The sequence below is a fragment of the Novosphingobium sp. BL-52-GroH genome (assembly GCF_044813085.1).
Classification (GTDB): Bacteria; Pseudomonadota; Alphaproteobacteria; order Sphingomonadales; family Sphingomonadaceae; genus Novosphingobium.
Map to the genome: position 1 here is coordinate 1,563,127 of NZ_CP171149.1, position 26,733 is coordinate 1,589,859.

Genomic DNA, 26,733 nt, shown 5'->3' on the forward strand with positions numbered 1-26,733 from the left:
GAGATCGATGTTGGAAACGAGCATAGCGGGCACGGCGGGTCGCAGGCAGGCGATGGCGGACCGGCACCCCCGGTGGCAGTCGTGGACCTTGCATGACTACCTCGACTGGACCCTGGCGGATTTCGCCAAGCGTCCGCTGGTCATCACAGACGAGCAGGTGTTGGACTACGAAACGACCGCGGCGCTGTCACGGAGGCTGGCGGCGGGGCTCGCGAGGCGCGGGATTTCCGCGGGTGACCGGGTCGGCCTGGTGATGGCCAACGACCCCATGACCGTGCCGCTGTTGTTCGCGGTGTGGCGGGCCGGCGCGATCGCGGTACCCATCAACACCCTCTACCGGCCCGAGGAACTGGCCTATGCGGTCCGCGAAGCCGGTTGCTCGATCCTGATTACGATGCATCGCTTCGGGTCGCGCGATTTTCCGGCGATGCTCGACGAGGCATTGCCGGGCTGGCGGGACGGCACTTGTGCCGAAGCGCCGGAACTCGAAGGCGGACTGGTGTTCGATCGCGATGCGCCCGACCACTTCGTCCAGGCGCTTTGCGGGGATGGGCAGGACGGCGAGGTCACGGTTGACGCCTCTCTCGAAGCCCATGCCGTCGCCGTCATCATGTTCACTTCGGGTACGACCGGATCACCCAAGGGCGTCGCGATCACCCACGACAACCTGATGCGCGCCGCCTATGCCGGCGCCTACCATCAGGCGTTCGAAGACGGGCGGCGCGCGGTCTTCTCGCTGCCGCTTTACCACGGGTTCGGGCTCGTCGTCGGGCTGTTGTCCGGCATGGTGGTGGGCGGGGCGATCGTTCCCCTGCTCAAGTTCGACCCGCATGCGATCCTCACCGCCATCGGCCGCCACCGTGCGACTTGCCTGATGGGCGTACCGACGATGACCATCGCCCTGCTCGAACAGGCGGAGAAGGGAAGCTACGATTTCTCGTCGCTGACGGCAATCCACAGCGCCGCGGCCCCCACGCCGAGCTGGGTCTGGAAGAAGATCCAGGACACCTTCGGCTGCGAGGAGATCGTGACCAGCTACGGCCAGACCGAAGTCACTGCGACGGTCGTGTGTACTTGCCCGGGCGATCCGATCGAGGTCGTCTCCGAGACCCAAGGGCGCATCGTCGAGGCCGGCGTCGCGGGGATGCCCGATCAGCACGGCCGGATCGCCGAATTCAAGACCATCGATCCGGAAACCGGGGCCGACCTGCCCTGGGGCAGCCCCGGCGAACTGTGCTGCCGCAGTCCGCTCAACAGCAACGGCTATTTCCGTCGGCCGGAGGCCACTGCCGAGCTGTTCCTGCCCGGGGGATGGGTGCGCATGGGGGACCTCGGCCAGTTCCGCGAGGATGGCAACCTGTTCCTCACCGGGCGCTCCAAGGAACTCTACAAGAGCCGGGGCGAACTGGTCTCGCCCAAGGAACTGGAGCAGTTGCTCACGCGCCATCCGCAGGTCTCGCAAGCATTCTTCATCGGCATGCCGGACGAGCGCTATGGTGAATGCGGTTGCGCCTGGGTCGTGCGCAATCCGGGCTCGGTGATATCGGACGATGAGATACGCGCCTTCCTGGGCACGCAAGTCGCGGCCTACAAGCTGCCGCGCGACGTCTGGTTCATCGCCGACGAGGACCTGCCCAAGACCGGCACGGGCAAAGTGCAAAAGGCAAAGCTGAAGGACATGGCCCTGGACCTGATCCGGGAATTGTCCGCCGACTGACCTAGCGGTCGCGCGGCGCAAAAAAGAAAGATGAGAGAGATGACTGACAACCAGGTTTCGCCGATCGAGGACATCATCCAGGACGCGATCGAAGGCCGCCCCTATATCCTCGTCGATGCCGACGATCGCGAGAACGAGGGCGACGTCATCATCCCGGCGCAGTTCGCCACGCCCGCGCAGATCAATTTCATGGCCATGCATGCGCGCGGCCTGATATGCCTGGCGATGACGCGCGCCCGCGCCGACGAACTGCAACTGGCACCGATGGCCCGCAACAACCAGTCCGGCCACGGGACCGCCTTCACGGTTTCGATCGAAGCACGCGAGGGCGTGACGACGGGTATTTCCGCAAAGGACCGGGCCCATACGATCGCGGTCGCGGTGGATACTACCAAGTCGGCCCGCGATCTGGTCTCGCCGGGACATGTATTCCCGCTCACCGCCCGCGACGGCGGCGTGCTGGTCCGCGCCGGGCACACCGAAGCCGCCGTCGACATCTCGCGAATGGCAGGCCTGACGCCGGCGGGGGTGATCTGCGAGGTGATGAACGACGACGGCACCATGGCGCGGCTTCCCGAACTGCTGAAGTTCGCGGCCCTCCACGGGCTCAAGGTGGGCACCATCGCGGACCTGATCTCGTACCGTCGGCGTTCCGAAAAACTGATCGAGCGGGTCGCCAGCGCGCCGTTCGAAAGCCACTATTCCCAGGCTCCGCTGACCATCCACGTCTATCGCAATCTCGTGGACGGCGGTGAGCACGTGGCCATCGTCAAGGGCCAGGTCACTCCCGCGACGGACACGCTGGTCCGCGTCCATCAGGTCGATCTGACCGCCGACCTGTTCGGCTGGACCGCCGCCCACCGGGACTACGTGCCGCGCACATTGCGGGCGATTTCGAGCCATCACGGCCCGGCGGTCGCCGTATTCGTACGCGATCCTAGCCCGACTTCGATCTCGCAGCGCATCGCCGGCGGGCGCAGGACCTACCATGAGACCCACGCCACGCGGGACTACGGCATCGGTGCGCAGATTCTCCAGGATCTCGGCGTGGGGCAGATGACACTCCTGACCTCGAGCCCGGCCAAGCTGGTGGCTCTCGAGGGGTTCGGCCTGACGGTGAACGGTCGCATGGCACTGCGCGAAGACAAGCCGGTCCCGGCGCTGCGGGCAGTGGAACCGGAGGGATAGGAACCCGCCGACGCCGGATCATCTCAGCCCTGGCCCTCGGCGGTGCGTGAAAGGACAATCCGCGTCCCCGCCGGCGCGGGGACGCCCGTATCAGATCGACGTTATCTTGCCGTAACCGCCCTTGTGAAAGACCGGCGGGCTTCGTTCATGATGCAGGTCGAGAGAACGCGTCCCAGTACGATCCGTCGCCCGAGATGGCGGTGACGGCGCAGACGCCCGTCGGATAAAGGCCCGAGAATGCGGTGGAATTCCTCGCTTTCGGTCGTCATTCCAGTTGTCGTTCCTGGCGAATTCAGGGCCGATCCCAGACCAGTGGCACGCCCTCGACAGTGCCGATGATGCCCGAATGAAAGACCGGCCGTGCATCGGGCGCGAGCGAGAACGCCGGAATGCGCTTGAGCCATTCCTGCAGGGTTACGATCACCTCGAGGCGCGCCAGATGCATCCCGGCGCAGCGATGGGGGCCTTGCGCGAACGTAGAATGGGCGATGCCGGTGCGGCCCGGCTTGAGCGTCCATGCATCGTCGTTGGCTCGCGCGTCGAGGCCGTGCAATGCGGTTGGCAACAGGATCATCTCGCCTTTCTTGAGCGAGACCCCCCGGTACGTCATGTCGTGCGTCACCATGCGCCCGTCGGAAACGACAGGAAAGCGGCGGAACATCTCCTCCGCGCTGCGCTGCAGTTTCAACGGGTCATCCCGCAGTTCTGCGACCGTGTCGGGGTTGCGGGCGAGATAGAGCATCATGAAGCTCAGAAAATTGACGACGGTGTCAAGGCCGCCCAGAAGCAGCAACGAGATCAGGCCGAGTGCCTTGTCGTCAGGCATCGGTCCGCCGTCGACCTCGGAGTTGAGCATCGTCGTGATGAGGTCGGTTCCATTGCCGCCACGGCGCGCGGCGATTATCGGTTCGACGTAGCGAAAGAAGCCTTGGTTCGCCTTGTCGAGTGCCTCAGCCTGTTCGCCCGGCGTGCGACCGGGCGGGCGTGTCATGTCGTTCGCGAGTTCGCCCAGCATTTGGGCATCGCTTTCGGGCAGGTCGCAAAGCGCCAGGAATACGCGGACCGGGAAAATGCCCGCATACTGCTTGCCGAAATCGCAGCCGCCGTCAGCGAGAAAGCCCTCGATCAGTTCTGCAGCGGTGGCCCGGACCTGCTCTTCGGTGCGGCGGATCGCGGAGTGGTTCAGGCCCTTGTCCAGCACCTTGCGGTAGGGTGTATGCTCGGGCGGGTCCATGCGGGTCGGGACCATGGTGTACTTTTCGCCGGCTTCCTTGGGCAGGAAGATCACCTCACTCGAGAACCGGGTGGGGTCTCGGTAGATCTCGTCGATCAGTTCCCCGCGCGTCGCGATCCAGTGGCCACCGGTGAGGGGGGTGTAGATCAGGTCGGGAACGCCGTCCTTCTGGAGGCGACCCCAGGCTTCGTGGAAGCCTTCCTCGATACCCTCGGGCGCGAACATGTCGACGTCGTAGATCAGGTCCGCGGGAATATGGTCGGGAACGACGCTGCGGTGCTTTTCAAGCTGCGCTTTGCTCATGAACTGTTCCTCAGGCGATGGAGGGATCGATGACGGCCTTTGTGGCGATGCCGGTACGGGTCGCTTCGAGTGCCTTTCCGGCATCCGCGATCGAGAAGCGATGGCTGACGAGCCCCGCCAGTGGGACTTTGTCCTGGAGACGCGCAGCAAGGTGCATTGCGTGGTAGTAGTTGCGTGGCGCCGGGAATGCGGCCCCGCCGATGGTAAGGTTCTTCACCGTCAGATCGCGTGGACTGATTGGCTGGGTGCCGATCGCGCCCCACAGGCCGAGCACGATGTAGCGGCCATGTGGACCGGTCAGATCGACGCCTTCCGGGAAAGCCTGAAGAACCCCGGCCGCCTCGATCACGACGTCGGGTCCCCCCGGCCCGGTGAGGTCGTAGACGGCGCGGCGGCGTTCTTCCGCCGGCATGTCGAGCGAGACGATGGCGCTGGCGCCCAGCCTCATCGCCGCCTCCAAGCGGGCGGGGGCCTTGTCGATGACGATCACGCAGCGCGCGCCCATCTGGGCGGCGACGAGCACGGCGGAAAGACCGACGGGGCCCGCGCCCTGGACCACTACCGCATCGTTGAGCGCGATCGGCCCGCAGCGGTCGAACCCGCGCAGCACGGTCGGAAGCGCACAGCCGAGCGCGGCCACGGCCATGGGATCGGCATGGTCGGGCAATCGGTAGAACGACATGCCGTTGGGCAGCCAGGCATAGTCTGCGTAGCTGCCCCAGTTGGGCTTGCTGGCATCCTCGAAATACCGGGTATTCTCGCAAGGCGTCTGCCCAAGCACGCTGCACGAATAGCAGCGCCCGCACAGCGGAATCGGCGACCATACGACGAGGTCGCCGACCTTCACGTCGACGCCCGCGTAGTCCTTGTCGACCCCGGCACCCAGCTTCTCGATCCGGCCGACGCCTTCGTGTCCCAGGATGATCGGAAACGGCATTTCGCCCGCCTCGCCCGAGGCGATGTGCACGTCGCTGCCGCATACGCCGCCTACGATCGTGCGGACCACCACGCCGCCGGGTTGGGGCTCGGCGATGGGCAGGTCCCAGGTTTCCAGGCGGTTCTTCTCGACAAGTACAGTCGCTCTACCGAGCATCGGCTACGTCCTTTCGTGAGTCCGGCCCGCCCGCTCGAAGCTCGGGCAGGCCGGGGAAGGGGCATCAGAAGCGGTATGTCACTTCCGCCCCGAACGTCTGCGGCTCACCCCAGATCGCGGTGTTGAAGCCGCCGCTCGCGCCTTCCACGTAGCCGGAGTTGTAGTAGAGCTTGTCGAAGACGTTCTTGGCATAGGCGGCCACGGTCAGATTGCTACCCATGACGTCGTTCCAACTCAGGCGCAGATCGACCGTGACATAGCCGGGAAGCTGCGTGCGGGGCGTGATCGAACCCTCGTTGTTCGAGAAGTAGGTCTTCTTCTGGCCGAACACGTCGGTACGGAACTTCACGTCACCCACCTTCTCGGGAACGGGAAGGCCGATTTCCGCATAGACCGACCCGGCCCACTTCGGTGCGTCGGTGTAGGTGTCGAAGGGGATCGTCAGGCCCGGCACGCCGGTTGCGGCGGACAGGTCGACGACGTTCTTGGTGAACTTGGCATCGGTGTAGGCGCCCGAGAAGCCCACCTCGAGCCACTTGCTCAACTTGAAGTTGCCGTCGAATTCGACGCCCTGGATGCGCTTTTCAGGCACGTTGACGGTGAAGGCCGCCGGATTGCCGCCCACCAGCGCGTAGATCGAATGCTGGGCATGCTTCACGATCTGGCGATAGGCGGCCAGGTTGATGCGCGTGGGCACATCGCCGAGATAGCCGTTGAACTTGTAGCCCAGTTCGAAGTCGTAGGTGTTCTCGTTGCCGAAGAAGTTGGTGTTGTTGAACGGAACGACCGCGCCGTTGAACCCGCCGGCGCGGAAGGAGCCGCGCTGGGCAAAGTAGATCATGTTCTCGGGGGTGATCTGGTACTGGATGTTGAAGGTCCAGCTCGGGTCCTTGAGATTGGCCTTCTGCTTGAGAGGGGTGCTCCCTGTCAGGTTGAATAGGCTGCCCGGCTTCTGGCGCAGGCGAACCTGTTCCCAGGTGTAGCGGCCGCCTGCGGTTACCGTGAGCTTGTCGGTCAGGGCATAGCTGAGCTGGGCGAAGAGTGCCTTGGATTCGTCGTCGGCGGTGTAGTTGTAGGCGATGTCGGCCAGCGGGGTCGCCAGTTCCGAACCGACGATCACCGGAATGTATTCTTCCTTGCGCGACCAGGAATAGTAGGCGCCGATGATGTAGTCGAGCCGTCCGCTCTTGCCCTGCAACTGCAGTTCGTTGGACAGGCGCTTGGTAGAGAATTCCTCGCCGCCCGGAGGGCCGTTACCCAGGCCGGTGCGGTTGTAGAGGTTCAGCGAACCGAAGGGCGAGCCCGAGAGTATTCCCGGTGTCCGCGCAAACGCATCTGCATAACTGAAGATGTTCTTCAGCATGACGTCGTCGCCGAGTTCCATCTCGGTCGTATTGGTGACAAAGGCGGTGTGGGCCTTGTGAGGCAGGTCGTAGCTGAGCCAGACCTTGTACGGGTTGGCCTGCTGCCATGCGAGGTAGCCAGGCACGGCACCCGGCCAGGTGCCGTCGCCCACCGGCCCGTCGCCGAGCGTGGGCGCGAACGGGCTGTTCATGCCGTAGACGCAATCCAGGGTCGAGGTGAGGGTGTAGCCATTGTTGGTTTCGCCGCAGGCATGATAGGAATAGAGACCGCCGGCACCCTCGCTGCCGCCGAAGTCGCTGTACTGCGCCACCGTGGTCATCTTGAAGCCGGACGACGGCTCGATCACCAGCGTGACGCGGCCGGACTTCGCATCCGTGTCGCCCAGCGTGCTGCCGGTCTTGACGTTCTTTATGTAGCCGTCCTGCTTGTTGTAGTCGCCCGCCACGCGGAGGCGCACGACGTCCGAAAGCGGCAGGTCGATGGCGCCCTGGACCTGGATGTAGTTGCGCTCCCCGCCCTTGACGGTGAGGAAGCCGCCATAGACGTCGCCCGGCTTGGTCGTTTCGTACAGCACGGCGCCGCCCGTGGCGTTGCGGCCGAACAGCGTGCCCTGCGGCCCCTTGAGCACCTGCACCGAGCTGAAATCGAAGAACGCCGTCGAGGTATTGCCCTCGGTCATCGGCGCATCGTTGATGTAGGTGAGCACAGCGGGGCTCGATCCCGAGAACGGATCGAGCGTCTGGCCGCGCAGCGTGAAGCTGAGCTGGTTCGAATTCTGCCCGCTCTTGACGATCAGGCCCGGCACCAGCGCGGCAAGGTCCTGCTCGCTGCTGACGTTGCGATCCTGGAGGACGTCCGCGTTGAAGGCCGAGACGGCGACGGGGACCTTGGACAGCGACTGTTCGCGGCGTTGCGCCGTGACGACGATTTCCTCGACCTGCGGCTTGTTCACGCCCGATTGCGTGGATGTATCGTCGGAGGCGGTGTCGCTTTGCGCATGGCCCGGCGCCGCCATCAGGGCGGCGGCGATGGCGATTGTCGAGGTCGCGCCGAAACGGAACTTCATTGCATCGTCTCCCTATCTCGGACCCTTCCTGGGCCCTGTGATCTGGCTTTAAACTAATAACCATTAGTCTGTGGTCAAGCGAAAATTTGCGACGAAATTCCGCCGAAGCAATTTTCGGCCAGTGGCGGATTATGGGCTGCGAAAACCAAGGAAATAGCTACTATCCCGCTATCTCTACCGGATCTGCCTACGCCCGAACATGCAAGGGGCAGGGTTGACAAGCTCGCCATTGCCAAATCAATAATAGGCTATTGTTTAGACAAGATGGGAGAACCCGAATGGCACGACTCGCAGGCAAGGTGGCCATAATCACGGGCGCGAGCCGGGGGATGGGCGCATCGCACGCCCGGCTTTTCGCCGAACAGGGTGCAAAGGTGGTGCTCACCGACCTGAACGAGGTGGCCGGCGAGGCGCTTGCGGCGGAGATCGGCAGCGATGCCATCTTCGTCAGGCACGACGTGACGAAGCTGGCGGAGTGGCCGACGGTCGTAGCGGCGGCGAAGGATGCATTCGGCGGCGTCGACATCCTGGTGAACAACGCCGGCATCCTTGGACCGCTGGCCGATACCGTGAATCTGACCGAGGAGGACTACCATCTGGTCTGCGCGGTGAACCAGCACTCGGTGTTCCTCGGGATGAAGTCGGTCGTTCCCGCCATGCTGGAGCGCGGCGGTGGCTCGATCGTAAACATCTCCTCGATCGCCGGCATGGCCGCCAACTACGGGTTCCCGAACCTTGCCTACGTCGCCAGCAAGTTCGCGGTCCGAGGCATGACCAAGGCGACCGCCATGGAATTCGGCAAGGACAACATCCGCGTGAACTCGGTCCACCCCGGTTTCATCCAGACCCCGATGATGGTCGAGGCGACCGACGAGGGCGGCGGCGAGGCGCTGGCGCAGATCCCGCTGGGCCGCATCGCCGATCCACGGGAAGTCTCCAACCTGGTGCTGTTCCTCGCCTCGGACGAATCTTCCTACATCACCGGCGCCGAGCACCTCGTCGATGCGGGGATGCTCGCCCACTGAGGCACGCGAAACGCCAGGACCGCGTCATTCATCCACGGCCAGATCACTACGCATCTGGCCGTGGGCGAGGACGGCGAACAGTCCCGTGCCGCCGATGATGTTGCCGACCAGGGCAGGGAGGGTGAACTGAACCCAGGCGTCGTGGAAACCGATGTTGCCGTTCAACCACAGGAACGTGACCTGCGATGATCCCGTGACGACATGGGCGAAGCCTCCCAGCGCGATCACGTAAGTGAGAAGGAAAATCACCCAGAATTCGCTTCCTCGCGCATTGGGGAGGACCCAGGCGATCGCAGCCATGATGAAGCCCGCGGGAATGCCCAGCGTGAGGGTCCTCGTCCAATGTTGCAGTTCGAGCTTGCCCAGGACGTCGATCGCCACCATCCGCTGTTCGTGGGTGATGATGACTTCGCCCGCCATCAGGGCGCTCACCAGCGTCACCCCCACGAGATTGCCGAGCAGCACGCACAGCCAGAGCCGCGACAGCCGCCCGAAATTGTTCCACGTCGGATCGGTCGCCACGGGCAGGACGGCGGTCACGGTGCTTTCGGTGAAAAGCTGCAGGCGACCCATGATGGCGATGAGGTAACCCACGGGATAGCCGAGGAAATAGACCAGCGGTGCCCAGTCAGTATCGGGCAGGTGGCTGCGCAGGAACAGTTCGCATAGCAGCGAGAGCGTGACCGCGAGGCCCGCTGCCAGTCCCGACAGGCACAGCGCGGGGACGCGCCTGCCGAGTTCTTCCTCCCCCTGCAGCCGCACGACTTCGTGAACGATCTTGGAAGAACCGGCGCGCCGGTCCTTGACGTCCGCCGTCTCCTGCGCGTCGAGGCTGGCGTCGGGTTCGTGGTGGTCCGGCTGCTCGCTATCGTCCATGGCCGCCTCCGGAGGTTAAGCTAAGCAATGAACCAGCAGCCGAATGGTTCACCTGCCCGTGCAAAAATCCATGCCCCCGCGAGGCCGGACCTCAGTGATCGACGAAGCCCGTAACAGTATATCCCCCGTCGACCGGGAGTATCCCCCCGGTCATGTGCGCCGAAAGCGGGGATGCGAGGAAGAGAAACGGCCCGACGAGGTCCTGTGGCATCGCGATGCGCCCCACTGGCGTGCGGGCCAGATAGAACACGCGCGAATTTCCAGCATCGGCGGCCACCTCAATCGCCGGTACTCGGGCATTGCATCGTGCGCGTGCTGTCTGCATGACGGGTGCAGTCTGGGCAAAGGGGGAGTCGATGCGGGCGATTTGGGCGGGATATGCAGCTCTGGCGCTGCCGGCTTCCCTGGCGGCGCAGGACGTACCGGGACTTCCCGGAGGACCGAGCGCACAAGGCGATCTCTCGGTCACGATCTACAACGGCGACCTCGCCCTGGTGCAGGATGTCCGGCCTCTCGATCTCGGCAGTGGGCGCGTGCGGCAGAGCTTCCCGGACGTCAGCGCGCAGATCCGGCCGGAAACGGTATCGCTCACGGTCGCCGACGCCGCGATCGTCGAACAGAATTTCGACTATGACTTGCTGAGCCCGTCCAGCCTGATGGAAAAGGCGGTCGGCGAGACGATCACCCTGATCCGCACCAACCCCGCCACCGGCGTCGAAACCCGCGAGCGGGCCAGGGTGCTGGCGGTCAACGGCGGTGTCGTTCTGGAAGTGGGCGGCCACGTCGAGGTACTCAGGGACGATGGCCTGCCGGTGCGCGCCGTCTTCGACCGCGTCCCTGAATCGCTGCGTGCAAGGCCCACCCTTTCCGTCACGCTGGCGAGCCAGCGGTCGGGCACCCGCCCGGCAACGCTTTCGTACCTCAGCCGCGGCCTGGGCTGGAGCGCCGACTACGTCGCCCTGTTCGACGACAAGAGCGGCACCGTCGACGTCCAGGGCTGGGTGACCTTAAGCAACACCAGCGGGACGACCTTCAACAATGCCCGGACGCTGCTGGTGGCCGGCGAAGTCGGCAACGGGGACGAGGGCAACCGGTACGCACCCTATCCGCGCCGGACGACGCGCGTGCAGCCGGGAACGGAAAGTGCGGATCGCGAACAGCTTGGAGACTTCTACCTCTACCCCCTGGCCGAGCGCACGACCATCGCCGACAAGCAGACCAAGCAGGTCAGTTTTCTCGATGCCAAGGGCGTGGCCGCCAGTTCCGGCTATCGGTTCGAAAACCCGTGGCTGGCGAGCGCCAACGAGGCGCGCAGTGCCCAGAGCGTGCTGCGCTTCGCCAACTCGGGTGCTGGCGGGCTGGGGGACGCACTGCCGGCCGGGACCGTGCGGGTCTATGTCCGCGATGCCCGTGGCCAGCCGCAGTTCACCGGCGAGAACCGGATCGACCACACCCCGCAGGGCTCCAGCATCGCGCTTCCCACCGGCGATGCCTTCGACGTGAAAGTGCAGCCGACCACCGTATCGCGCACGCGGCTGGGAGACAGTCGCTGGCGCACGCAAGTCCGCTACCGGCTCACCAACGCCCGCCAGCGGGCGGTCACGGTGGAACTCGTCCAGAGCGGCTTGGCCTGGCCCGATACGCGGATCATCGAGGAAACCCGCAAGAGCGAAAGGCGCGATGCCGGCTCGGCCGTCTGGCAGGTGCCGGTGCCGGCCAACGGAGAGGCGGTCGTCACCGCCACGTTCGACACGCGCTACTGATGCGCATGCGGCATTACCTGGCGGCCATGCTGCTGGCGACAGCGGTACAGGCGCCGGCCTCTTCCGGGAAAACCTCCGGTGAGCGATCGGGCGGGCAGGGGCCGGAGGACAAGGCCGTCACCTCGAGGGCGCCGGAACGCATTGCGCTGACCGTGTATCGCGCACCCTACGGCGACGGCGCGCTCGACCTGCACTACCTCGGCGGCTTTGCCATGGTCACGGAAACCCGCAAGGTCCGGCTGCCGCGCGGCCGGGCGGTGCTGCGGTTCGAAGGTGTGGCGGAGGGCATCATCCCGGTCAGCGCGGTGATCGAGGGCCTGCCCGGCGGCACGATCGAACGCAACCGCGATGCACGGCTGCTATCCCCGGCCTCGCTCGTCGACGGCACGCTGGGCCGCGAGGTCACAGTGACGCGCACGACCAGGGCGACTGGCCGCACGGTCAGCGAGGACGCCGTCATCGTCGCCGGGCCGCAGCCGGGCGTGGTCCTGCGCACCGCCACTGGCATAGAGGTGCTGCGCTGCTCGGGCTTGCCGGAGGGGCTGGAGTTCGCCGGCGTTCCCGCCGGACTGTCCAGCAAGCCGGTGCTGAGCGTCACGACCGAAAGCCCCTCGGCACGGACCGTGAGCGTGAAGCTGAGCTACCTTGCCTCGGGCTTCGACTGGCGAGCCAGCTATGTGGCGACCCAGGCGCAGGACGGGCGCTCGCTCGACCTTTTCGCCTGGCTGACGCTTGCAAACGGGAACTCCCAGGTATTCGCGAACGCCGAGGTGAATGCCGTCGCGGGTCGCCTCAATCGGGTCGCGACGCCTGCGTTGCGGGCAGCCGTGGCCCCGTTGCGGCTGATCTGCTACCCGCTCGGCACCACGACCTCCGACTTGCGGGAAGCCCAGCGCCCGGAGGCGCAGGAGATCGTGCTCACCGCCTCGCGCCGTTTCGATGTGCCACCGGCGGTGATGATGGCCGCGCCGCCACCGGCCCCGCCACCCCCACCTCCGCCGCCGCCTGAGGACCTCGGCGACCTCAAGCTCTACCGCGTCCCGGAAAACGTCACCGTGAACCCACGCGGACAGAAGCAGGTTGCCTTGCTGGCGCGAACGGCGGTGCCGTTCGAACGGCGCTATCGCCGGGCGGTCTATCCCGGCCAGACGATCGCCGCGACGCCGACGGCCGTCGTCCTGGAGCTGCGCAACAAGAGCGAGGCGGGCCTTGGCCTGGCCTTGCCCTCGGGCAGCACCGCGCTCTATGCGACGCAGCGTGATGGCGAGCGGCTGCTGCTGGGACTGGGCAAGCTCACCGATCGCTCGGAAGGGGAGACCTTCCGCCTCGCGGCCGGCACCAGTACCCAAGTCCTCGTAGCGCAGGAAACCATCGCTGCCCACGAGGCCGTGGTACGCGTGACCAACGCCAATCCGTTTACCGTCGCTCTCGACGTACCGATCGGCGCGGCCGGTCAGAAGATTGCCGCTGCCGGCAATACACTCATCTCCGTCGACGGTATCGCGACCTGGTCGCCGACGCTGGAACCGGGCGGCACCGCTGAACTGAACTATCGGTTCTGAACGCAGGGGCAGAATGCCGAGAGCGGCCATCATCGCCGCCATGAGGCTCGCAGGCTGCAAGAAAGACGCCGAACCCGCCACAGACGCGCCCATCACCACCCCGGCGACCGAGGCCCTCCGCCACCGCAACCGCTGAAAATTTGGGCCAGTCCTTCGCAAATGTTGCCGCTACCAGCGATACCTTCGAGATCGAGACTTCGAAACTCGCGCTGGCCAAAGCCAGTTCCGTCAAGGTCAAGACCTTCGCCCGGCAGATGATCGGTGCGCACACCGATTCCACCGCCAAGCTCAAGGCCGCCGCCGCTGCCGCGACCCGTGCGATCACGCCGGTCCCGGCGCTCACCGCCGCCCGGGAGGCGAAGCTCGACGCGCTGCAAGGCTATTCGGCCGGGGGCGATTTGCCTTCGCTCAACGCGTTCGCCAAGCAACTGGTGCCGCTCGTGACCGCGCACCTGAACATGGCCAAAGGACTGTGACGGCCCGGCTCCGCGAGATAGTTTTCGAGGGCGGGCGGGCAGCGCATCGAATCACGCCGGCGGCCCGCAACGGGTCCTCGATGGCCTTGCGCCGGTGCAGTGCGCATCATGCGCGTGGAAGGAGGGGTGGACATAGGAGCCACGGCCGGCCGTCCGCCGGGCAGATGACCTGTCGGAGGGTAGGTCCTGCGACTCGACCGGCTGGACAGGATCGGAGGAAAGATGATGGAGAGAGCCGGGTGAGCGCCGATTCCGATATCCTGTTCACGCCGTTCCAGGCGGGCCGGCTGACGCTGCGCAACCGTTTCGTGATGGCGCCGATGACACGCAATTTTTCGCCGGACGGGATACCGTCGCAGGGCGTCGACGAATATTATCGGCGACGGGCGCAAGCGGATGTCGGCCTTATCGTGACGGAAGGCATCGGGGTTGACCATCCCGCCGCGCTGGGGCGCGAATCCGTGGGCGGCGGGGCATCGCCGGTGCTGCATGGCGAAGCGGCGCTGGCGCGGTGGCGTGCGATCGTGGCAGGCGTCCATGCGGCCGGAGGAACGATCGTACCGCAATTGTGGCACCAGGGGGTCATCCGCGTTCCAGGCACCGGCTACCACCCCGAAGCGCCGTCCGCGCGGCCATCCGGAACCTGGGGGCCGACCGACCGGGCGCTCGTGCCGCCCGATTACCTCGACCTGGTGCGCAAGGAGACGGCGCCACTCACGGAGAGCGAGATCGGCGACATCATCGCCGGATTCGCCCGGAGTGCCGCCAATGCCAAGGCCGTCGGGTTTGACGGCGTCGCCTTGCACGGGGCACACGGGTATCTGATCGACAGCTTCCTGTGGGCGCAGACCAACCGGCGCGAGGATGGCTGGGGTGGCGGGCCCGCCGCGCGGTCGCGCTTCGCTGGCGAAGTGGTGCGCGCCGTGCGGGCGGCCACCGGTCCGGATTTTCCGATCATCTTCCGCTTCTCGCAATGGAAGCTGCAGGACTACGAAGCGCGCCTCGCCGAAACGCCGGGAGAGCTGGAAGCGTTGCTGGCACCGATCGTCGATGCAGGCGTGGATGTGCTGGATGCCAGCACCCGCAGCTTCAGCAAGCCCGCTTTCGAAGGGTCCGACCTGGGCCTTGCGGGCTGGGCCAAGAAGCTCACGGATATGCCCACGATTGCGGTAGGCGGCGTCGGGCTGGACAAGGACCTGCAATCGTCCTTCGCACAGCCCACGATGATGACCGACAATCTGGCCCTTGCCGCCGAACGCATGGCGCGAGGCGAATTCGACCTGATCGGGGTCGGACGTGCGCTGCTGATGGATGCGCAGTGGGTTCGACGCATGCGCGAGGGGCAGGCGGTCAACCCGTTCCGCCTCGAAGCCTACGCTACGCTGGACTGATCCGCCCCCACCGCTCGCTAATTGGCGTCGGCAGCGGCGTAGACCTGGATGCGGGCAAGATTGGTCCGGGCAGGCTGCCTGGCCATGTAGACGATGGCGCCGGCAACGTCTTCGGGTTGCATGGGCGGGATGAAGCTGTCCCACCCCGGCTGGCCACGGCTCTTCATGTCATCGAATATCTCAGTGCTGGTCGTACCCGGCGCGACGATGCCTACCTTGACCCCGCTGCCCGCCAGTTCGACGCGCAGACAGTCCGTAAAGGCCTCCAGGGCCCGCTTGAGGCCGCCATAGACGCCGATACCGGGCGCGACGACGTTCGCTCCGATGCTGGAGACGTTGATGATCTGCCCGCAACCCGCCGCCTTCATCGTACGAGCAAACAGGGTACTCGTCCGCACCACCGCTTCATAATTGACCGCGATCATCGGCCGCAACCGATCAAGGTCGAACCCATCAAGCCGCCCAGCATGCAGGATGCCCGCGTTGTTGACGAGGTGGCCGGATCAAATTTCTCCCTGTAAAGCCGCTTCAACTCATGCTCGCACGGACCAGCGTGAAGCGCCGGCGTGCGATCTTCCAGCCATCGGACGTGCGGACGAGAGCATCGTCGTAGTAGCCCGTCGCACGATGCGTCAGTTCCTTGTGCGCGGCGTCGGTGAGGATCGCATCGACGTAGCTGCGCGCCACCACCTCGTCGTTGCGATTTTCTATCGTTATGTTGGTGATTCGATAGAGCGTCGGCCCCAACTGGCGGTGCGTTGTTTCCATGTACTCGGATATCTCGCGCAAGCCCCGCCACTGGCCGAATGTGCCGTAATCTGCCTCGCAGTCGGGCGAGAAGCAGGTCCTGAACAAAGGCCAGTCGCGCGTATCGATGCTCGTCGCGTAGCGCACCAGCAGGTTGCTTATCGCGCGCTCGTCCTCCGCCGAGACAGGTTGTCTCCGCAACAGGCTACCTTGTGCCCGCATAGTGTTCTCCCCGTTTTGCCTTGACGGTCAACATACGCCTGATGCGCAGGTGCTTGCCCGCCCGAGGATAGGGCACGTCGGGCGATGCAGCTCATTTGATGCCATCCCTAGGCGCCGCTGGGGCGCGGAGTCTGTAGGAAGGTCCAGACCGGCTCGAGACCGCCGACGTTGGCCGGGGTGATCTGGGCGAGCGGGGACTAGCACGATCCGCCGCGATCGTTGCCGTAGGCGATCCAGTTGTCCTCGGGCGCGCTGGTGGGAGCGGGCCCCAGGCGGCGCTACCGGCGCCCGCGAGGACGATGCCGAGCGCCGGCCCCGGCACGCGCGCCCGGGCATGTGAGCATCGCGTCCGACGTGGCGGGATGGACGGGCATGAGCATGTAGAGGCCGATGCAGGTCGGCATCGCGAGTCGCTGCGTCAGCGCCTACCTGTACGACGGTCAGGAAGACGGGGAAAATGAGATTGAGTGCGCGCGGCAGACCTGCCTTCGCGATGTTCGGTTCGTGATATCCGGGGGTGGTCGGCGCTTGAGTCAGGAAGCGAGGCGCCGAGCCAGTCGGGCACGTTCAGGCGATCGCATTTCTGTTCGTAGAGACGGCTGATTCGCCAGCCGTCGCCGGTGCGCACGAAATCGTGCACGTTCCACAGGCCGAACACCAGCGTATCGCGCGGCCCGCCGTCGTCGACCGTCATCGGGTTGGTGCACACGGTACGGGTCCGGGCGGTTTCGCCGGCGATCTGGTAGCGGGTGGTCGATACCGCGTGCTGGAAGGCCAGGATCGGCGTCAGGCTTTGCGCGAGGAGGCGCTTGATCTCGGCCAGCCCGCCGAAACGCCCATCATTTTGGAATAGTCGATCAGCATATCGAGAGTGAAGATAGCGTCTTGCGCGTCCCACTCGCGCCCGTCGACGGCATGGCAATAGCCGACCATCCGTCCGGTATCTCGAACCTGCCGGACAGATCCTGTATGCTTAGGGCCAGGGCCTATCCTCCCAATTATAGAATGGAATTTCCAGGGGGCGGGCGGCCCGCCGCCTTCCGTCGGGTAGGTGTCGGTAGGGGGGAGGGGCGGGAAGAAGCGGCTCCCCGGCGATGCCGCGGACAAATTTTATCGACCAAGGAGAGTACTATGGGCCTCGCGCCGTTTACCGAAGCCGATTTCGTCCTGTCCAAGGAGAAGCGGGCCGAAATCACTGCCGGGTTGACCGAGCGCCAGGCTTTCATGGTCAACCACTGGATGGACCTGCACGAAGTCATCAATCGCGGCGACTGGGACGGCATGGACGCGTTCTTCAACACCGAGACGATGACCTACGACAATCCGAACCGTCCGGACCTGGGCACCTACCACGTCTGGAAGACCTCGCCGCAGGGCCTGTACACGACGTTCCCGCCCAGCATCTATCGCACGCTCAAGGCCTGGGGACGCGGCGAGGACGAGATCTGCGTGCTGTGCCACCACCACGGCAAGCACACCGGCGGTCCCTACATGGGCGTTCAGCCCACGGGCAACGAACTCAACGTATTGTGGTTCTCCTGGCTGCGCTTCCGCGACGACAAGATTGACCACATCTATTCGATCTCGGACGTGCTGACGATGCTCAAGGACCTCGAAGTCATCGAAGTCCCGCAGCCGGTCGACCCCTACAAGTAATTCTCGCGCGTCCCCGGCCCGCCGCGCGCGGGCTGGGGACGCGACAACCCGGGACCCGCACCATGGACGGCATCGTTCGCCTGACCGCCATCGAAGACATCCGCGCGCTCAAGGCGCGATACTTCCGCCTGCTCGACGACAAGCGGTGGGACGATTTTGGCGCGCTGTTCACCGCCGACGCGGTGATGGACCTGTCGGACGTCCTGCCTCCCGGCACCCCGCCCGCGATGCTGACCGTGGACGGGCGCGAAGCGATCGTGGCGCAGAACCGCCGGCTTCTGTCCGATGCAGTCATGGTCCACAACGGCTATTCGCATGAGATCACCGTGCACGACGCCGGCACGGCCTCGGCGATCTGGGCGCAGGAGGACCGCGTGGTCTTCCCAGATCACGTACCCTGTCCGTTCCCCCACCGCAGCTCGCACAACTTCGGGCGCTATCACGAGGATTTCGTGCGCGAGACGGACGGGTGGAAGATACGCCGGCTCAAGCTGGTGCGCACCTTTTCAAGCGCGAGCTGACTTTCCGTCTCCGGAAAAGGCGCCGGTGCCGCCAATCCGGCCCATGCCGTATTGGCGATCAAACTCTCAGAGCACGAGCACGTTCTTGCCGCGAACGTGCCCCGCCTCGACTTCGGCGATCGCATCGGCCGCACGCGCGAGCGGGTTGAACCGCGATCGTCTCGAACCCGGCCGAGGCGGCGTGGATCAGCAGCCGATGTCCGGCCCGATGCCGCCCGCCGCCTCGAACGCGGTGGCGCTCGTGAGCACGCCCACCGGCAGCGCGGCGGCCTGCACGAAATCGAGTTGCGCCGGAATCCGCGTCACCGCATCGCGCGCGATCACTGCGAAGTCGGCGAAGGCGCCGAGCGCGCCGGTCGAACCATGCACGCGCTCGCCCGGGGCCAGGTCGGACACACCTTCGCCCAGCGCGGCGACGGTGCCCGCCAGTTCGCTGCCCAGCGTGGTCGGGAACGCGAAGGTGCGCATGTCCTTCATGTGGCCTTCGCGGATTTTCCAGTCGACCGGGTTCACCCCCGCCGCCAGACCCGCACCAGAATTTCGCCCGCTCCCGGTTCGGGAAGGTCGCATTCCTGAACGACGACACGGTCGGGTCCACCAGATCCGGTTATCTGTGCAGCGCGCATGAACGTCTCCTGTACAATTCGAAAAGTCGAGGCTTAGGCGCGGGGGCCCGTGGCTACCCGGTCGGTGCGGAGCGGTGCTGCGCCAGGGTCGCCACCAGTTGCCGCACGCTCTCGCGCAAGGTGTCGAGCTCGCCGGGGCGGTAGCCGTTGGCCATCGTCTCGGGCACCTGGAGCGCCGGTTCGCGCAGCGCCTTGCCGGCGGCGGTCAGAGCCACCAGCACGCGGCGCTCGTCGGCCGGATCGCGCGTCCGCGTCAGCAGCCCGGCCGTCTCCATGCGCTTCAGCAGCGGCGTCAGCGTCCCGCTGTCGAGATGGAGCCGCGCTCCCAGCTCGCCCACCGACTGTACCCGATGCTCCCACAAGACCAGCATCACCAGGTATTGCGGATAAGTCAGGCCCAGCTTCGCCAACACCGGTCCGTAAAGCCTGGTGAGCAGGTTCGTAGCGGCATAGAGCGGGAAGCAAACCTGCCGGTCGAGCAGCAGCGGATCGTCCTCGCCCGTCTGGGTCGCCACGAAATCGGTCATCGCGTCGTCACGTTGAGCGCTACCTCGACGTTACCGCGAACCGCGTTGGAATAAGGGCAGACCGCGTGCGCGGCCTGGACGATCTCTTCGGCCGTCGCCTGGTCGAGCCCGGTGATCGCGATGTCGAGCGTCACGGCGAGCTTGAAGCCGCCGTCGCCGTTGGCTGCCATGCCGACTTCGCCGACGACTTCGATGTCGTCGTCGCGCACTTTGTCGGATCGGCCGCGCGTTACGTGGATCACGGCGTTCTCGAAACATGCGGCATAGCCGGCCGCAAACAGCTGTTCGGGATTGGTCGCGCCGCCCTTGCCGCCCAGCTCCTTGGGCAGCGCCAGCGACAGATCGAGGATGCCGTCCTCGCTCTTGACGGTGCCATTACGACCGCCGACGGCGGTTACCTTGGTCGAATACAGATTGCTCACGGCCATGCTCCTTGAATGTTGGAGGCACGGATATAATGCGCGCAATTATATTGCAAACAATTTAAATGGGTGTCACCGCGCCTCACAGGCTAAATCCGCCATCTACGATCAGGGTGTGGCCGGTGACGTAGCGCGCGCGCTCGGAGGCGAGGAAGGCGACTGCTTCGGCGATGTCCTGGCCGTTGCCGAAGCGTTGCAGGGCGATGCGCTTGCGCTGGTTTTCCCAGATTTGGGGGGTGTAGAGGTTGGCCATGAAGTCGGCGCCCAGGCCTGCGTCGATGATGCCGGGCGCGACCATGTTGGCGCGGATGCCGAAGCGGCCTTCTTCCTTGGCGATGGCGCGGCCCAGGGCCTCGATCCCGGCCTTGGGTACCGAGGACAGCGCATCGCCCGGCGGAAAGCAGTAGTTGGCGACCGAGACGACCGAGACGAAGTTGCCATGGCCCTGTCGCCTAAAGAAGGGCAGCGCGGCGGCGACGATGCGGGTGAAGCCGATCAGTTCGACTTCGATCACCTCGCGCCACTGGTCCTCGACGATGGTGCTGACGAAAGGCTGGGGGATCTCGACGCCGCTGGCGAAGATCACTGTGCCGATGGCGCCGTAGCGCTCGACCGTGGCCTCCAGCGCGGCGGCGATCGAGGCGCGGTCGGCGAGGTCGCAGTGGACCGGCAGCGCCGCTTGCGCGTGGTCCCCCAGCGTGTCGGCCAGCGCCTGTGCCTTGTCGCGGCTGGTGCGATAGCCGATGGCGACGCCTTCCCACTCGTGCGCGAGGCGGCGGCAGATGGCGCGGCCCAGCCCGCCAGTGCCGCCCACGACGAGAGCCGCGCCCGCGTTCACAGGGGCAGGAACCGGGCGAGGTGGTGGAGCAGCCGGTCGGCGAAGGCGTCGTTGCGATCGCCGGTGAACATGTGCCCGGCGCCCTTGGCCACTTCGACCTCGAGGCTCGGCGTCAGCTCGCGGAACTTGCGCACGCTCTCTGCCGAGACGATGTCGCTCAGTTCGGCGCGGACCAGGACGACGGGGCTGGAGACGCGGTGCGCCGCGGCGATCAGCGCTTCGCCTTCGGAGGGTGGGTGGAGGAACCGGGGATCGGCGGTGCGCGGGTCCCAGCGCCAGAACAGCCGCCCGCCCGCCTCGCGCATGGACCTGGCGAGGCCGGAGGGATCGGCCAGGCGCGGTCGCCCGAGATGGTGGTGCAGCGCGTCGGCCGCTTCGCCCAGCGAGGCGAACCCGGCCTCGCTGGCGCGGAAGAAGCCACGGATCGCCTCGACCCCGCCGTCGTGCATGTACGGGGAGACGTCGGCCAGCATGATCAGCCGCACCAGTTCGGGATGGCGCGAGCCGCCCACCAGTGCTGCCTGCCCCCCGCGCGAGGCGCCGACCAGTGCCGCCGGCCGGCCCAGCGCGGCGAGGATCGCCTCGACGTCCCGGGCATAGGCGTCGAGCAGATAGTCGCCGTCATCGGCCCAGTGACTGTCGCCGTGGCCGCGCAAGTCGAAGGTCAGGGCGTGGTAGCCGGCCTGCGCCACGCGCCGCGCCGAGCCCGTCCACGAACGGCGGCTCTGGCCGCCGCCGTGGAAGAAGCATACCGGCGGCGCCGCGGGATCGCCGTAGGCGTCCGCTGCCAGGGTCGGCCCGGCGCCGGGCAGGCGGATCGTTTCGGGACCTCGCACGCCGACGGTCATGCCGGGCCGCCCGTTCACTCGGCGGCGATGGGGGCGATCTCGGCGAACGAGGGGTGCTCGCCCGGGCCTTTGTAGGCGAACTTGCCCGGCGCGTGGTGCCATTTGCCGTCGTTGCGGCTCTCGTAAGGCGAGGCGACTTCGATCAGGCAGCCGTGGGTGCTCCTGGGGCCGACCCAGCTCCACTTCTGCCAGGTCATGTCGGGATCGTTGTAGGTCTTGCCCCCGCCCATGACGTGCAGGCCCTCGGCCGCGAGCTTTTCCATCGCGCCGGGGACGTCGTCGGTCGCGAAGCAGAAGTGGTGGACGTGCTCGCCGACCTTGTCGAGCCGGTCGCCCATCGGGGTGCCGGGGGAGGGCTGGATGAACTGGATCTCGGTGCCGGTGGGGTTGACGAAAGTCGCCCACTTCATGCCGGCATCGTCACCGCTGGAGAACTCGTCGTACTTGACGATCCGGTCCTCGAGCGAGGCGGGGTCGAGCACGCGCAGGATCCTGGTCCAGTCCTCGATCGCGGTGTCGAGGTCGCGCACGACCATGCAGACATGGGCGAAGGGTCCACTTGGCATAAATTCTCTCCTCGAAATCAGGTTTCAATGATGGCGGTGCCGGAATTGACGGCGCCGCGCCCGTCGATCTCCAGGGTGAACTCGCAAGTCACCGCGCCGCCTTCGACCGCGGTGACCCTGCCGGTCACCACCGCCCGGTCGCCGGCGTAGACGTTGTCGAGGAAGCGCGAATCCATCGCCTTGATCCGGCCGCCGGGGAAGGCGCGCATCAGCATGTTCATCATGTAGGCGACGTTGATCGGGCCCTGGTTGATGACCCGGTCGCCCAGGCCCTTGGCCTTCACCACCTCGACGTCGAGGTGGATCGGGTTGGGATCGGCGAGGAACACGGCCCATTGCTTCATCGCCTCGGGGCTGACGCTCTCGATCGTGAAGGGGGGCAGGGCATCTCCGACGGCATGGCTCATGCGGCGAACTCCTTGCGGGGCAGGACCCACACGTTGTCGGTCTCGAGCACTTGGGTGCCGTCGAGCAGGTGGAGGCGCAGGCGATAGGTCAGCACGTCCATCACTCCCAGCTTGCGGCTGCGCTTGCGCACCAAGGAGAGGATTTCGCCGGTGACCTTGTAGCTTTCGCCGACCTTGAGCGGGGCATCGAAGCGCACGCCGCTGCTGCCCATCATCGGGCCGTCCTCGACGTCGAATTCGCAGGCCTCGCACACGCCGGCGACGGTCTTGCCCATCGCGACTTGGGTGGCGATGTAATAGTAGATGGGATGCGCGCTGCCGTCGGCCGCGGGCTCGATCCCGGTCGAGCGGCACAGCGCGGCATTCTCCTCGGTGGAGATCGTGAAGACGCTCGTGCCGTCGAGCGAGGTGCCGGCGGCGGGCGGGGCGGGTGGCAGGTCGTCGAGTTCGCTCATCGTGCGTCCTTCAGAAGGAACGGGGCAGGCCGAGGCTTTCGGCGATCGTGTTGCGGACCATCTCGTTGCTGATCGGCGTCATGCGCAGGATGCGATGGTCGCGCCAGTAGCGCTGCATGTCGGTCTCGGCCGAGTAGCCCATGCCGCCCAGGATCTGGATGCCCAGGTCCGCCGCCTTCACCGCGTTTTCGGTGGCGACCATCTTGAGCATGTTCGCCTCGGTCCCGCAGGGCATGCCGTTGGCCTGCATCCAGGCGACGTTGTTGAGCAGCAGCTCGGTGGTCTTCTGCCAGGTGGCGATGTCGGCGACGTAGTGCTGGAGCACCTGGAAGCGGCCGATGATGCCGCCGAAGGCCTTGCGCTGCTTCATGTAGTCGAGCGCATCTTCCAGCACGCCGTCGATCGCCCCCAGGCACTGCGCGCCGACCATGATCCGCTCGTTGTTGAGCGTGGGCAGCATCGCATACCAGGCCTGGCCGGGGGTGCCCAGGACGTCCTCGTCGGGGACGAACACGTCCTCGTAGTGCACCTCGCACGAGCCCATCGCGCGCATGCCCAGCTTGGGCAGGAGCGAGGCGGTGATGCCCGGCGACTTGGCATCGACGAAGAACATGGTCAGGCCGTGGTGTTTCTTCAGGGCGGTGCGGTCGGTGCGGGCGAGCACCAGCAGGCGGTCGGCGACTTTGGCGGCGGTGGTCCACATCTTGGCGCCGTTGAGCTTCCAGCCACCGTCGACCTTCTCGGCATGGGTCTTCATCGCGCCCAGCACGTCGGTGCCGCCGTCGGGCTCGGTCATCGAGAGCGAGACGCGCAGCTTGCCCTGCGCCATGGGTCGCAGCCAGCGCTCCTTCTGCTCCTCGGTGCCCACCGCGCCGATCGTCTTGGCGCCGCCGAACGAGGTCAGCCCCCAGACCCACAGCAGGCCGCCGGCGGTCCGCGCGAACTCGCGCGCGAAGATCATCTGCATGACGACGTCGCCGCCAAGCCCGTCGTATTCCTCGGGGATACCCACGCCGAAGAAGCCCTGCTCGGCCAGCTTGTCCCACAAGGCGAAGGGATAGTTCTCCTCGTCCGCCTCCAGTGCGCGCATCCAGTCCTTGGGGGCTTCGGCGTCGACCCAGCGGCGCACGACGTCGCGAAACGCCTGCTGCTCCTCGGTCAGCGAAAAATCCATTGCCATTCCTTCTTGTCTTGGCACGGCAATGGCATCGGCGCTGCCGCTCGTTACCTATCGCCCTATAGGGTAGGGCGGCGGGATCAGATCGACGCGATCATCGAAGGGATCAGATGGACCCGATCAGATGGACAGGCCGCCTTCGAGCGGGATCACCGATCCGGTCACGTAGGCCCCCGCGCGCGAGGCGAGGAAGATCGCGGTTCCGGCCAGGTCCTCGGGCGTGCCGACGCGGCCGCGCGGGACCATGCCTTCGACCATCTTGCGCATCTCGTCCGAGGCGATCACGGTCATCTCGGATTCGAAGAAGCCGGGGGCGATGACGTTGGCGGTGATGTGGTCGCGGCCAAGGCGCTTGGCGAGGCCCCTGGCCAGCCAGTGGATCGCGCCCTTGGAGGCCTGGTAGGCGTAGTTCTCCTTGGGGCCGACCTTGAGCGCGCCGACCGAGCCGATGTTGATGACCGTGGCGGGCCGCTCGGCGGTGCCACCTGCGCGTAGCAGCGGCAGGAACTTCTGGAGCACGAAGAACGGCGCCTTGAGATTGAGGTCAATGACCTGGTCCCAGGCCTCTTCCCCCGTCTCGTCGATGGGCGCGTCGGCCATTGTCCCGGCGTTGTTGACCAGGACGTGCAGCGCGCTCTCGCGGGCGGAGATGTCGGCGACGAGCGCCTCGATCCCCGCGAGGCTCGACAGGTCGGCGCCAAGGCCGATGCAGGTGCCGCCGGTGGTCGCGGCGATGTCGGCGGCGGCGGCCAGGACCTTGGCCTCGGTGCGGGCGCAGATGTAGACTTTCGCGCCGGCGGCGGCGAGGCCGGTGGCGATGTGCCGGCCGATGCCGGTCGATCCGCCGGTCACGAGGGCGACGCGCCCCTTGACGGAGAACAGCTCCGAAACGTTCATGCCGCCACCTTGCCTTCGGCGATCGTCAGGATCAGGTCCACGGTTCCTTCGGGGTCGCCCACGAGGAAAGCATGGTCGCCAGGGTGGTCGTGGATCGTCCAGCCCAGGGCGCGGGCGCGCTCGTGCATGGCGGTCATCACAGTCACGGCGGCGGCGACGTAGTCGACCGGCCGGGTAATGGTTTCCGCGCCGACCGGGATCACGCAGGCGGTCGCCTTCATCGGTTGGTCCGAGAGGTTGTCGAGCAGCCACTTCTCGCGCTCGGGCGGCATCAGGTGCGGGTGCTCCTTGGCGGCGGCGCGCTGCATTTCGTGGACGCCCGAGCCGATCGGCCCCTCGCCGGCGTCGAGCATGGCGTCGAGCCCGGCGAGCTGGTCCTCGGGCACGTAGCCCATCAGCGAGGCGATGCGCTCGCCCGAGTGCGGCACGATGGCGTCGAGGTAGATGACCTTGGCGACGCGGTCGCCGACCTGCGCCAGCACGCCCGGGGCCACGGTGCCGGCATAGCTGTGCGCGACCAGCACGACGTCGTGCAGGTCCTCGTACCTGAAGACGTTGACGATGTCCTGGACGTGGGTGGCATTGCCGACGTCGCGGCCGATCAGGTGCTCGCGTTCGCCGAAGCCGGTGAAGGTCGGGGTGAGCACGCGGTGGCCCTTGGCCTCGAGCAGCTCGCGGACGAATTTCCACGTCCAGCCGCCCATGCCGCCGCCGTGGAGAAGTACGAATGTGGTCATGGCGTTCAGGCCTCCGCAGGTTCTTCGGTGTTTTGGATGAATTCGGGGAAGGGGTCTGGCCCCCACAGGAACATGCTGTCCTCGGGCGCGTGGTTGGCCGCCGGCCAGTCGACGTCGTGCGGGATGAAGTCGATGTCGGCGGAATACTCGCTGAAACTGCCCCAGGGATCGCGCACGTAGAAGAAGTAATTGGCGCCCAGCACGTGCTGGCCTACGCCCCAGTTGGGACCGTAGCCGGCGCGTGCCATCGTCGCGCCGCCCAGGCCCACTTCCTGCACCGAGCCGACGTCCCAGCTGTTGTGGTGCATGCCGCGCCGGTCGGACAGGACCAGCGCCAGCAGGTGGTGGTCGCTGCCGTGGGCGCCGTGGAGGAATGCGACGGCGGGCTCGCTCTTGTCGGACAGGCGCAGGCCCAGCGTGCGTTCGTAATAGTCGATCGCGGCGTTCACGTCGGTGGTGAAGATCGCGAAATGCGAAAGCCGGCGCGGATGGACGGCGGGGGCTTGGCTGTTGAGGATCGCGCCCGACTTGCCGGGCTCGGCGCTGACGAAGGTGAAGCGGCTCTTTTCGTGCGGGGTCGCCTTCTCGGCGACCCGCACGTTCACCGGCAGGCCGTCGTAGCCGGCGAACCAGATGCCATTGGAATCGGCGCCGGCGGGCGCATCGATGTAAGTGACGCCGCAGCCGTCGAGACGCGCCCGGAAAGCGTCGATCTCGTCCTCGTAGACGCCGAAGCTGAGGTAGCGCAGCCGCTTGCCGGCGGCGCCTTGAGTCACCACCGCCCAGCGGTGGGGATTGTCGCGGGTGTAGAGTTCGAGCGCGCCGCCGTTGTCGCGCACGTCGAGGCCGAACAGCGTGTAGAACGCGCGGGCCGCTTCGAGATCGGGGACCTCGATGGCGAAATGGTCGATCGAATGGACCCCCAGCGCGCCCGCGCGGCGCCCGCTCTTGTTCAGTTCACTCATCCCGTCCTCCAGATTCCATGCAGGCCACGCAGGCCATGCGGGCGACGCCGTTCCGTCGCCCGC

General features: G+C 66.2%; 28 protein-coding genes and 1 pseudogene. 9 read left to right on the forward strand and 20 right to left on the reverse strand.

Annotated elements, in window-relative coordinates:
- Positions 1-7: 7 nt before the first annotated feature.
- Positions 8-1,717 (forward strand): class I adenylate-forming enzyme family protein, encoded by a 1,710-nt coding sequence (locus ACFFDA_RS06760; RefSeq protein WP_404477232.1) that lies wholly within the window; start codon positions 8-10, stop codon positions 1,715-1,717.
- Positions 1,718-1,756: 39 nt separating this feature from the next.
- Positions 1,757-2,905 (forward strand): 3,4-dihydroxy-2-butanone-4-phosphate synthase, encoded by a 1,149-nt coding sequence (ribB, locus tag ACFFDA_RS06765; protein ID WP_404477233.1) that lies wholly within the window; start codon positions 1,757-1,759, stop codon positions 2,903-2,905.
- Positions 2,906-3,197: 292 nt separating this feature from the next.
- Here ribB and ACFFDA_RS06770 read toward each other — a convergent pair whose 3' ends face one another.
- The 3 genes from ACFFDA_RS06770 to ACFFDA_RS06780 all read right to left on the reverse strand — a co-directional run bounded on the left by ACFFDA_RS06770 (position 3,198) and on the right by ACFFDA_RS06780 (position 7,966).
- Entirely contained in the window at positions 3,198-4,442 is a 1,245-nt protein-coding gene (locus ACFFDA_RS06770) for a cytochrome P450 (protein WP_404477234.1), read from the reverse strand.
- 10 nt (positions 4,443-4,452) lie between these two features.
- The gene (locus tag ACFFDA_RS06775; protein ID WP_404477236.1) at positions 4,453-5,535 is read right to left on the reverse strand and encodes a zinc-binding dehydrogenase; all 1,083 of its coding nucleotides are present in this window, start codon (positions 5,533-5,535) and stop codon (positions 4,453-4,455) included.
- Between the two features lie 64 nt (positions 5,536-5,599).
- Positions 5,600-7,966, reverse strand: coding sequence for a TonB-dependent receptor (locus ACFFDA_RS06780; protein WP_404477238.1), 2,367 nt, complete (start codon positions 7,964-7,966; stop codon positions 5,600-5,602).
- Between the two features lie 278 nt (positions 7,967-8,244).
- On the opposite strand from ACFFDA_RS06780, the gene ACFFDA_RS06785 reads away from it, so the two are divergent.
- Positions 8,245-8,991, forward strand: coding sequence for an SDR family NAD(P)-dependent oxidoreductase (locus ACFFDA_RS06785; protein ID WP_404477240.1), 747 nt, complete (start codon positions 8,245-8,247; stop codon positions 8,989-8,991).
- 24 nt (positions 8,992-9,015) lie between these two features.
- Here the strand turns inward: ACFFDA_RS06785 and ACFFDA_RS06790 are convergent, their stop codons facing one another.
- Both ACFFDA_RS06790 and ACFFDA_RS06795 read right to left on the reverse strand, forming a co-directional pair.
- Entirely contained in the window at positions 9,016-9,867 is an 852-nt protein-coding gene (locus ACFFDA_RS06790) for a formate/nitrite transporter family protein (RefSeq protein ID WP_404477242.1), read from the reverse strand.
- A 91-nt stretch (positions 9,868-9,958) separates the two neighbouring features.
- Positions 9,959-10,336: an SDR family oxidoreductase gene (locus tag ACFFDA_RS06795; protein ID WP_404477244.1), complete on the reverse strand. Its 378-nt coding sequence runs from the start codon at positions 10,334-10,336 to the stop codon at positions 9,959-9,961.
- Between ACFFDA_RS06795 and ACFFDA_RS06800 the strand changes: the two genes are divergently transcribed.
- The 4 genes from ACFFDA_RS06800 (at position 10,224) to ACFFDA_RS06815 (ending at position 15,059) form a co-directional block, all read left to right on the forward strand.
- The gene (locus ACFFDA_RS06800) at positions 10,224-11,630 is read left to right on the forward strand and encodes a DUF4139 domain-containing protein (protein ID WP_404477246.1); all 1,407 of its coding nucleotides are present in this window, start codon (positions 10,224-10,226) and stop codon (positions 11,628-11,630) included. The two genes, ACFFDA_RS06795 and ACFFDA_RS06800, sit on opposite strands and share 113 nt — an antisense overlap.
- Complete coding sequence (locus tag ACFFDA_RS06805) at positions 11,630-13,192, forward strand: DUF4139 domain-containing protein (protein WP_404477248.1); 1,563 nt, start codon at positions 11,630-11,632, stop codon at positions 13,190-13,192. The genes ACFFDA_RS06800 and ACFFDA_RS06805 overlap by 1 nt, the downstream gene beginning before the upstream one ends.
- 140 nt (positions 13,193-13,332) lie before the next feature.
- Complete coding sequence (locus ACFFDA_RS06810) at positions 13,333-13,668, forward strand: DUF4142 domain-containing protein (protein ID WP_404477250.1); 336 nt, start codon at positions 13,333-13,335, stop codon at positions 13,666-13,668.
- A gap of 239 nt (positions 13,669-13,907) precedes the next feature.
- Positions 13,908-15,059: an NADH:flavin oxidoreductase gene (locus ACFFDA_RS06815; RefSeq protein ID WP_404477251.1), complete on the forward strand. Its 1,152-nt coding sequence runs from the start codon at positions 13,908-13,910 to the stop codon at positions 15,057-15,059.
- A gap of 17 nt (positions 15,060-15,076) precedes the next feature.
- Here the strand turns inward: ACFFDA_RS06815 and ACFFDA_RS06820 are convergent.
- From ACFFDA_RS06820 to ACFFDA_RS06830, 3 genes and pseudogenes are all read right to left on the reverse strand, one after another.
- Positions 15,077-15,541, reverse strand: a pseudogene (locus ACFFDA_RS06820) (SDR family oxidoreductase); the annotation flags it as partial.
- 46 nt (positions 15,542-15,587) lie between these two features.
- Positions 15,588-16,007, reverse strand: coding sequence for a nuclear transport factor 2 family protein (locus tag ACFFDA_RS06825; RefSeq protein ID WP_404477253.1), 420 nt, complete (start codon positions 16,005-16,007; stop codon positions 15,588-15,590).
- A gap of 439 nt (positions 16,008-16,446) precedes the next feature.
- Positions 16,447-16,926, reverse strand: a complete 480-nt coding sequence (locus ACFFDA_RS06830; RefSeq protein ID WP_404477255.1) for a nuclear transport factor 2 family protein — start codon at positions 16,924-16,926, stop codon at positions 16,447-16,449.
- A 233-nt stretch (positions 16,927-17,159) separates the two neighbouring features.
- Between ACFFDA_RS06830 and ACFFDA_RS06835 the strand changes: the two genes are divergently transcribed.
- Both ACFFDA_RS06835 and ACFFDA_RS06840 read left to right on the forward strand, forming a co-directional pair.
- On the forward strand, positions 17,160-17,684 hold the full coding sequence (locus ACFFDA_RS06835) for an ester cyclase (protein ID WP_404477256.1): 525 nt from the start codon (positions 17,160-17,162) through the stop codon (positions 17,682-17,684).
- A gap of 62 nt (positions 17,685-17,746) precedes the next feature.
- Positions 17,747-18,205: a nuclear transport factor 2 family protein gene (locus ACFFDA_RS06840; RefSeq protein WP_404477257.1), complete on the forward strand. Its 459-nt coding sequence runs from the start codon at positions 17,747-17,749 to the stop codon at positions 18,203-18,205.
- A 186-nt stretch (positions 18,206-18,391) separates the two neighbouring features.
- Here the strand turns inward: ACFFDA_RS06840 and ACFFDA_RS06845 are convergent, their stop codons facing one another.
- The 12 genes from ACFFDA_RS06845 to ACFFDA_RS06900 all read right to left on the reverse strand — a co-directional run bounded on the left by ACFFDA_RS06845 (position 18,392) and on the right by ACFFDA_RS06900 (position 26,670).
- A complete protein-coding gene (locus ACFFDA_RS06845) occupies positions 18,392-18,718 on the reverse strand; it encodes an alcohol dehydrogenase catalytic domain-containing protein (RefSeq protein WP_404477259.1) in 327 nt (108 codons plus the stop codon).
- A 166-nt stretch (positions 18,719-18,884) separates the two neighbouring features.
- The gene (locus ACFFDA_RS06850) at positions 18,885-19,358 is read right to left on the reverse strand and encodes a MarR family winged helix-turn-helix transcriptional regulator (RefSeq protein WP_404477261.1); all 474 of its coding nucleotides are present in this window, start codon (positions 19,356-19,358) and stop codon (positions 18,885-18,887) included.
- The gene (locus ACFFDA_RS06855) at positions 19,355-19,780 is read right to left on the reverse strand and encodes an organic hydroperoxide resistance protein (RefSeq protein ID WP_404477263.1); all 426 of its coding nucleotides are present in this window, start codon (positions 19,778-19,780) and stop codon (positions 19,355-19,357) included. The genes ACFFDA_RS06850 and ACFFDA_RS06855 overlap by 4 nt, the downstream gene beginning before the upstream one ends.
- Before the next feature lie 82 nt (positions 19,781-19,862).
- Positions 19,863-20,618 (reverse strand): SDR family NAD(P)-dependent oxidoreductase, encoded by a 756-nt coding sequence (locus tag ACFFDA_RS06860; protein WP_404477264.1) that lies wholly within the window; start codon positions 20,616-20,618, stop codon positions 19,863-19,865.
- Positions 20,615-21,466 carry an alpha/beta fold hydrolase gene (locus ACFFDA_RS06865; RefSeq protein ID WP_404477265.1) on the reverse strand — a complete coding sequence of 284 codons (852 nt, stop codon included), beginning with the start codon at positions 21,464-21,466 and terminating at the stop codon, positions 20,615-20,617. The genes ACFFDA_RS06860 and ACFFDA_RS06865 overlap by 4 nt, the downstream gene beginning before the upstream one ends.
- 14 nt (positions 21,467-21,480) lie before the next feature.
- Positions 21,481-22,032, reverse strand: a complete 552-nt coding sequence (locus ACFFDA_RS06870; RefSeq protein WP_404476585.1) for a VOC family protein — start codon at positions 22,030-22,032, stop codon at positions 21,481-21,483.
- Between the two features lie 17 nt (positions 22,033-22,049).
- Positions 22,050-22,439 carry a MaoC family dehydratase gene (locus ACFFDA_RS06875; protein WP_404476588.1) on the reverse strand — a complete coding sequence of 130 codons (390 nt, stop codon included), beginning with the start codon at positions 22,437-22,439 and terminating at the stop codon, positions 22,050-22,052.
- A complete protein-coding gene (locus tag ACFFDA_RS06880; RefSeq protein ID WP_404476590.1) occupies positions 22,436-22,894 on the reverse strand; it encodes a hypothetical protein in 459 nt (152 codons plus the stop codon). Before ACFFDA_RS06880 ends, ACFFDA_RS06875 begins: the two co-directional genes overlap by 4 nt.
- 10 nt (positions 22,895-22,904) lie before the next feature.
- Positions 22,905-24,074 (reverse strand): acyl-CoA dehydrogenase family protein, encoded by a 1,170-nt coding sequence (locus tag ACFFDA_RS06885; RefSeq protein ID WP_404476592.1) that lies wholly within the window; start codon positions 24,072-24,074, stop codon positions 22,905-22,907.
- 117 nt (positions 24,075-24,191) lie between these two features.
- Positions 24,192-24,968, reverse strand: coding sequence for an SDR family oxidoreductase (locus ACFFDA_RS06890; RefSeq protein WP_404477267.1), 777 nt, complete (start codon positions 24,966-24,968; stop codon positions 24,192-24,194).
- Positions 24,965-25,705: an alpha/beta fold hydrolase gene (locus tag ACFFDA_RS06895; protein ID WP_404477269.1), complete on the reverse strand. Its 741-nt coding sequence runs from the start codon at positions 25,703-25,705 to the stop codon at positions 24,965-24,967. The genes ACFFDA_RS06890 and ACFFDA_RS06895 overlap by 4 nt, the downstream gene beginning before the upstream one ends.
- A gap of 5 nt (positions 25,706-25,710) precedes the next feature.
- A complete protein-coding gene (locus ACFFDA_RS06900) occupies positions 25,711-26,670 on the reverse strand; it encodes a VOC family protein (protein ID WP_404477271.1) in 960 nt (319 codons plus the stop codon).
- Between the last annotated feature and the right edge of the window lie 63 nt (positions 26,671-26,733).

Coding starts and splice junctions, on each gene's coding strand:
- ACFFDA_RS06760 (WP_404477232.1), top strand. CDS start 8: ATGTTGGAAACGAGCATAGCGGGCACGGCGGGTCGCAGGCAGGCGATG.
- ribB (WP_404477233.1), top strand. CDS start 1,757: ATGACTGACAACCAGGTTTCGCCGATCGAGGACATCATCCAGGACGCG.
- ACFFDA_RS06770 (WP_404477234.1), bottom strand. CDS start 4,442: ATGAGCAAAGCGCAGCTTGAAAAGCACCGCAGCGTCGTTCCCGACCAT.
- ACFFDA_RS06775 (WP_404477236.1), bottom strand. CDS start 5,535: ATGCTCGGTAGAGCGACTGTACTTGTCGAGAAGAACCGCCTGGAAACC.
- ACFFDA_RS06780 (WP_404477238.1), bottom strand. CDS start 7,966: ATGAAGTTCCGTTTCGGCGCGACCTCGACAATCGCCATCGCCGCCGCC.
- ACFFDA_RS06785 (WP_404477240.1), top strand. CDS start 8,245: ATGGCACGACTCGCAGGCAAGGTGGCCATAATCACGGGCGCGAGCCGG.
- ACFFDA_RS06790 (WP_404477242.1), bottom strand. CDS start 9,867: ATGGACGATAGCGAGCAGCCGGACCACCACGAACCCGACGCCAGCCTC.
- ACFFDA_RS06800 (WP_404477246.1), top strand. CDS start 10,224: ATGCGGGCGATTTGGGCGGGATATGCAGCTCTGGCGCTGCCGGCTTCC.
- ACFFDA_RS06805 (WP_404477248.1), top strand. CDS start 11,630: ATGCGCATGCGGCATTACCTGGCGGCCATGCTGCTGGCGACAGCGGTA.
- ACFFDA_RS06835 (WP_404477256.1), top strand. CDS start 17,160: ATGGGCCTCGCGCCGTTTACCGAAGCCGATTTCGTCCTGTCCAAGGAG.
- ACFFDA_RS06840 (WP_404477257.1), top strand. CDS start 17,747: ATGGACGGCATCGTTCGCCTGACCGCCATCGAAGACATCCGCGCGCTC.
- ACFFDA_RS06850 (WP_404477261.1), bottom strand. CDS start 19,358: ATGACCGATTTCGTGGCGACCCAGACGGGCGAGGACGATCCGCTGCTG.
- ACFFDA_RS06865 (WP_404477265.1), bottom strand. CDS start 21,466: ATGACCGTCGGCGTGCGAGGTCCCGAAACGATCCGCCTGCCCGGCGCC.
- ACFFDA_RS06870 (WP_404476585.1), bottom strand. CDS start 22,032: ATGCCAAGTGGACCCTTCGCCCATGTCTGCATGGTCGTGCGCGACCTC.
- ACFFDA_RS06875 (WP_404476588.1), bottom strand. CDS start 22,439: ATGAGCCATGCCGTCGGAGATGCCCTGCCCCCCTTCACGATCGAGAGC.
- ACFFDA_RS06880 (WP_404476590.1), bottom strand. CDS start 22,894: ATGAGCGAACTCGACGACCTGCCACCCGCCCCGCCCGCCGCCGGCACC.
- ACFFDA_RS06885 (WP_404476592.1), bottom strand. CDS start 24,074: ATGGCAATGGATTTTTCGCTGACCGAGGAGCAGCAGGCGTTTCGCGAC.
- ACFFDA_RS06890 (WP_404477267.1), bottom strand. CDS start 24,968: ATGAACGTTTCGGAGCTGTTCTCCGTCAAGGGGCGCGTCGCCCTCGTG.
- ACFFDA_RS06895 (WP_404477269.1), bottom strand. CDS start 25,705: ATGACCACATTCGTACTTCTCCACGGCGGCGGCATGGGCGGCTGGACG.
- ACFFDA_RS06900 (WP_404477271.1), bottom strand. CDS start 26,670: ATGAGTGAACTGAACAAGAGCGGGCGCCGCGCGGGCGCGCTGGGGGTC.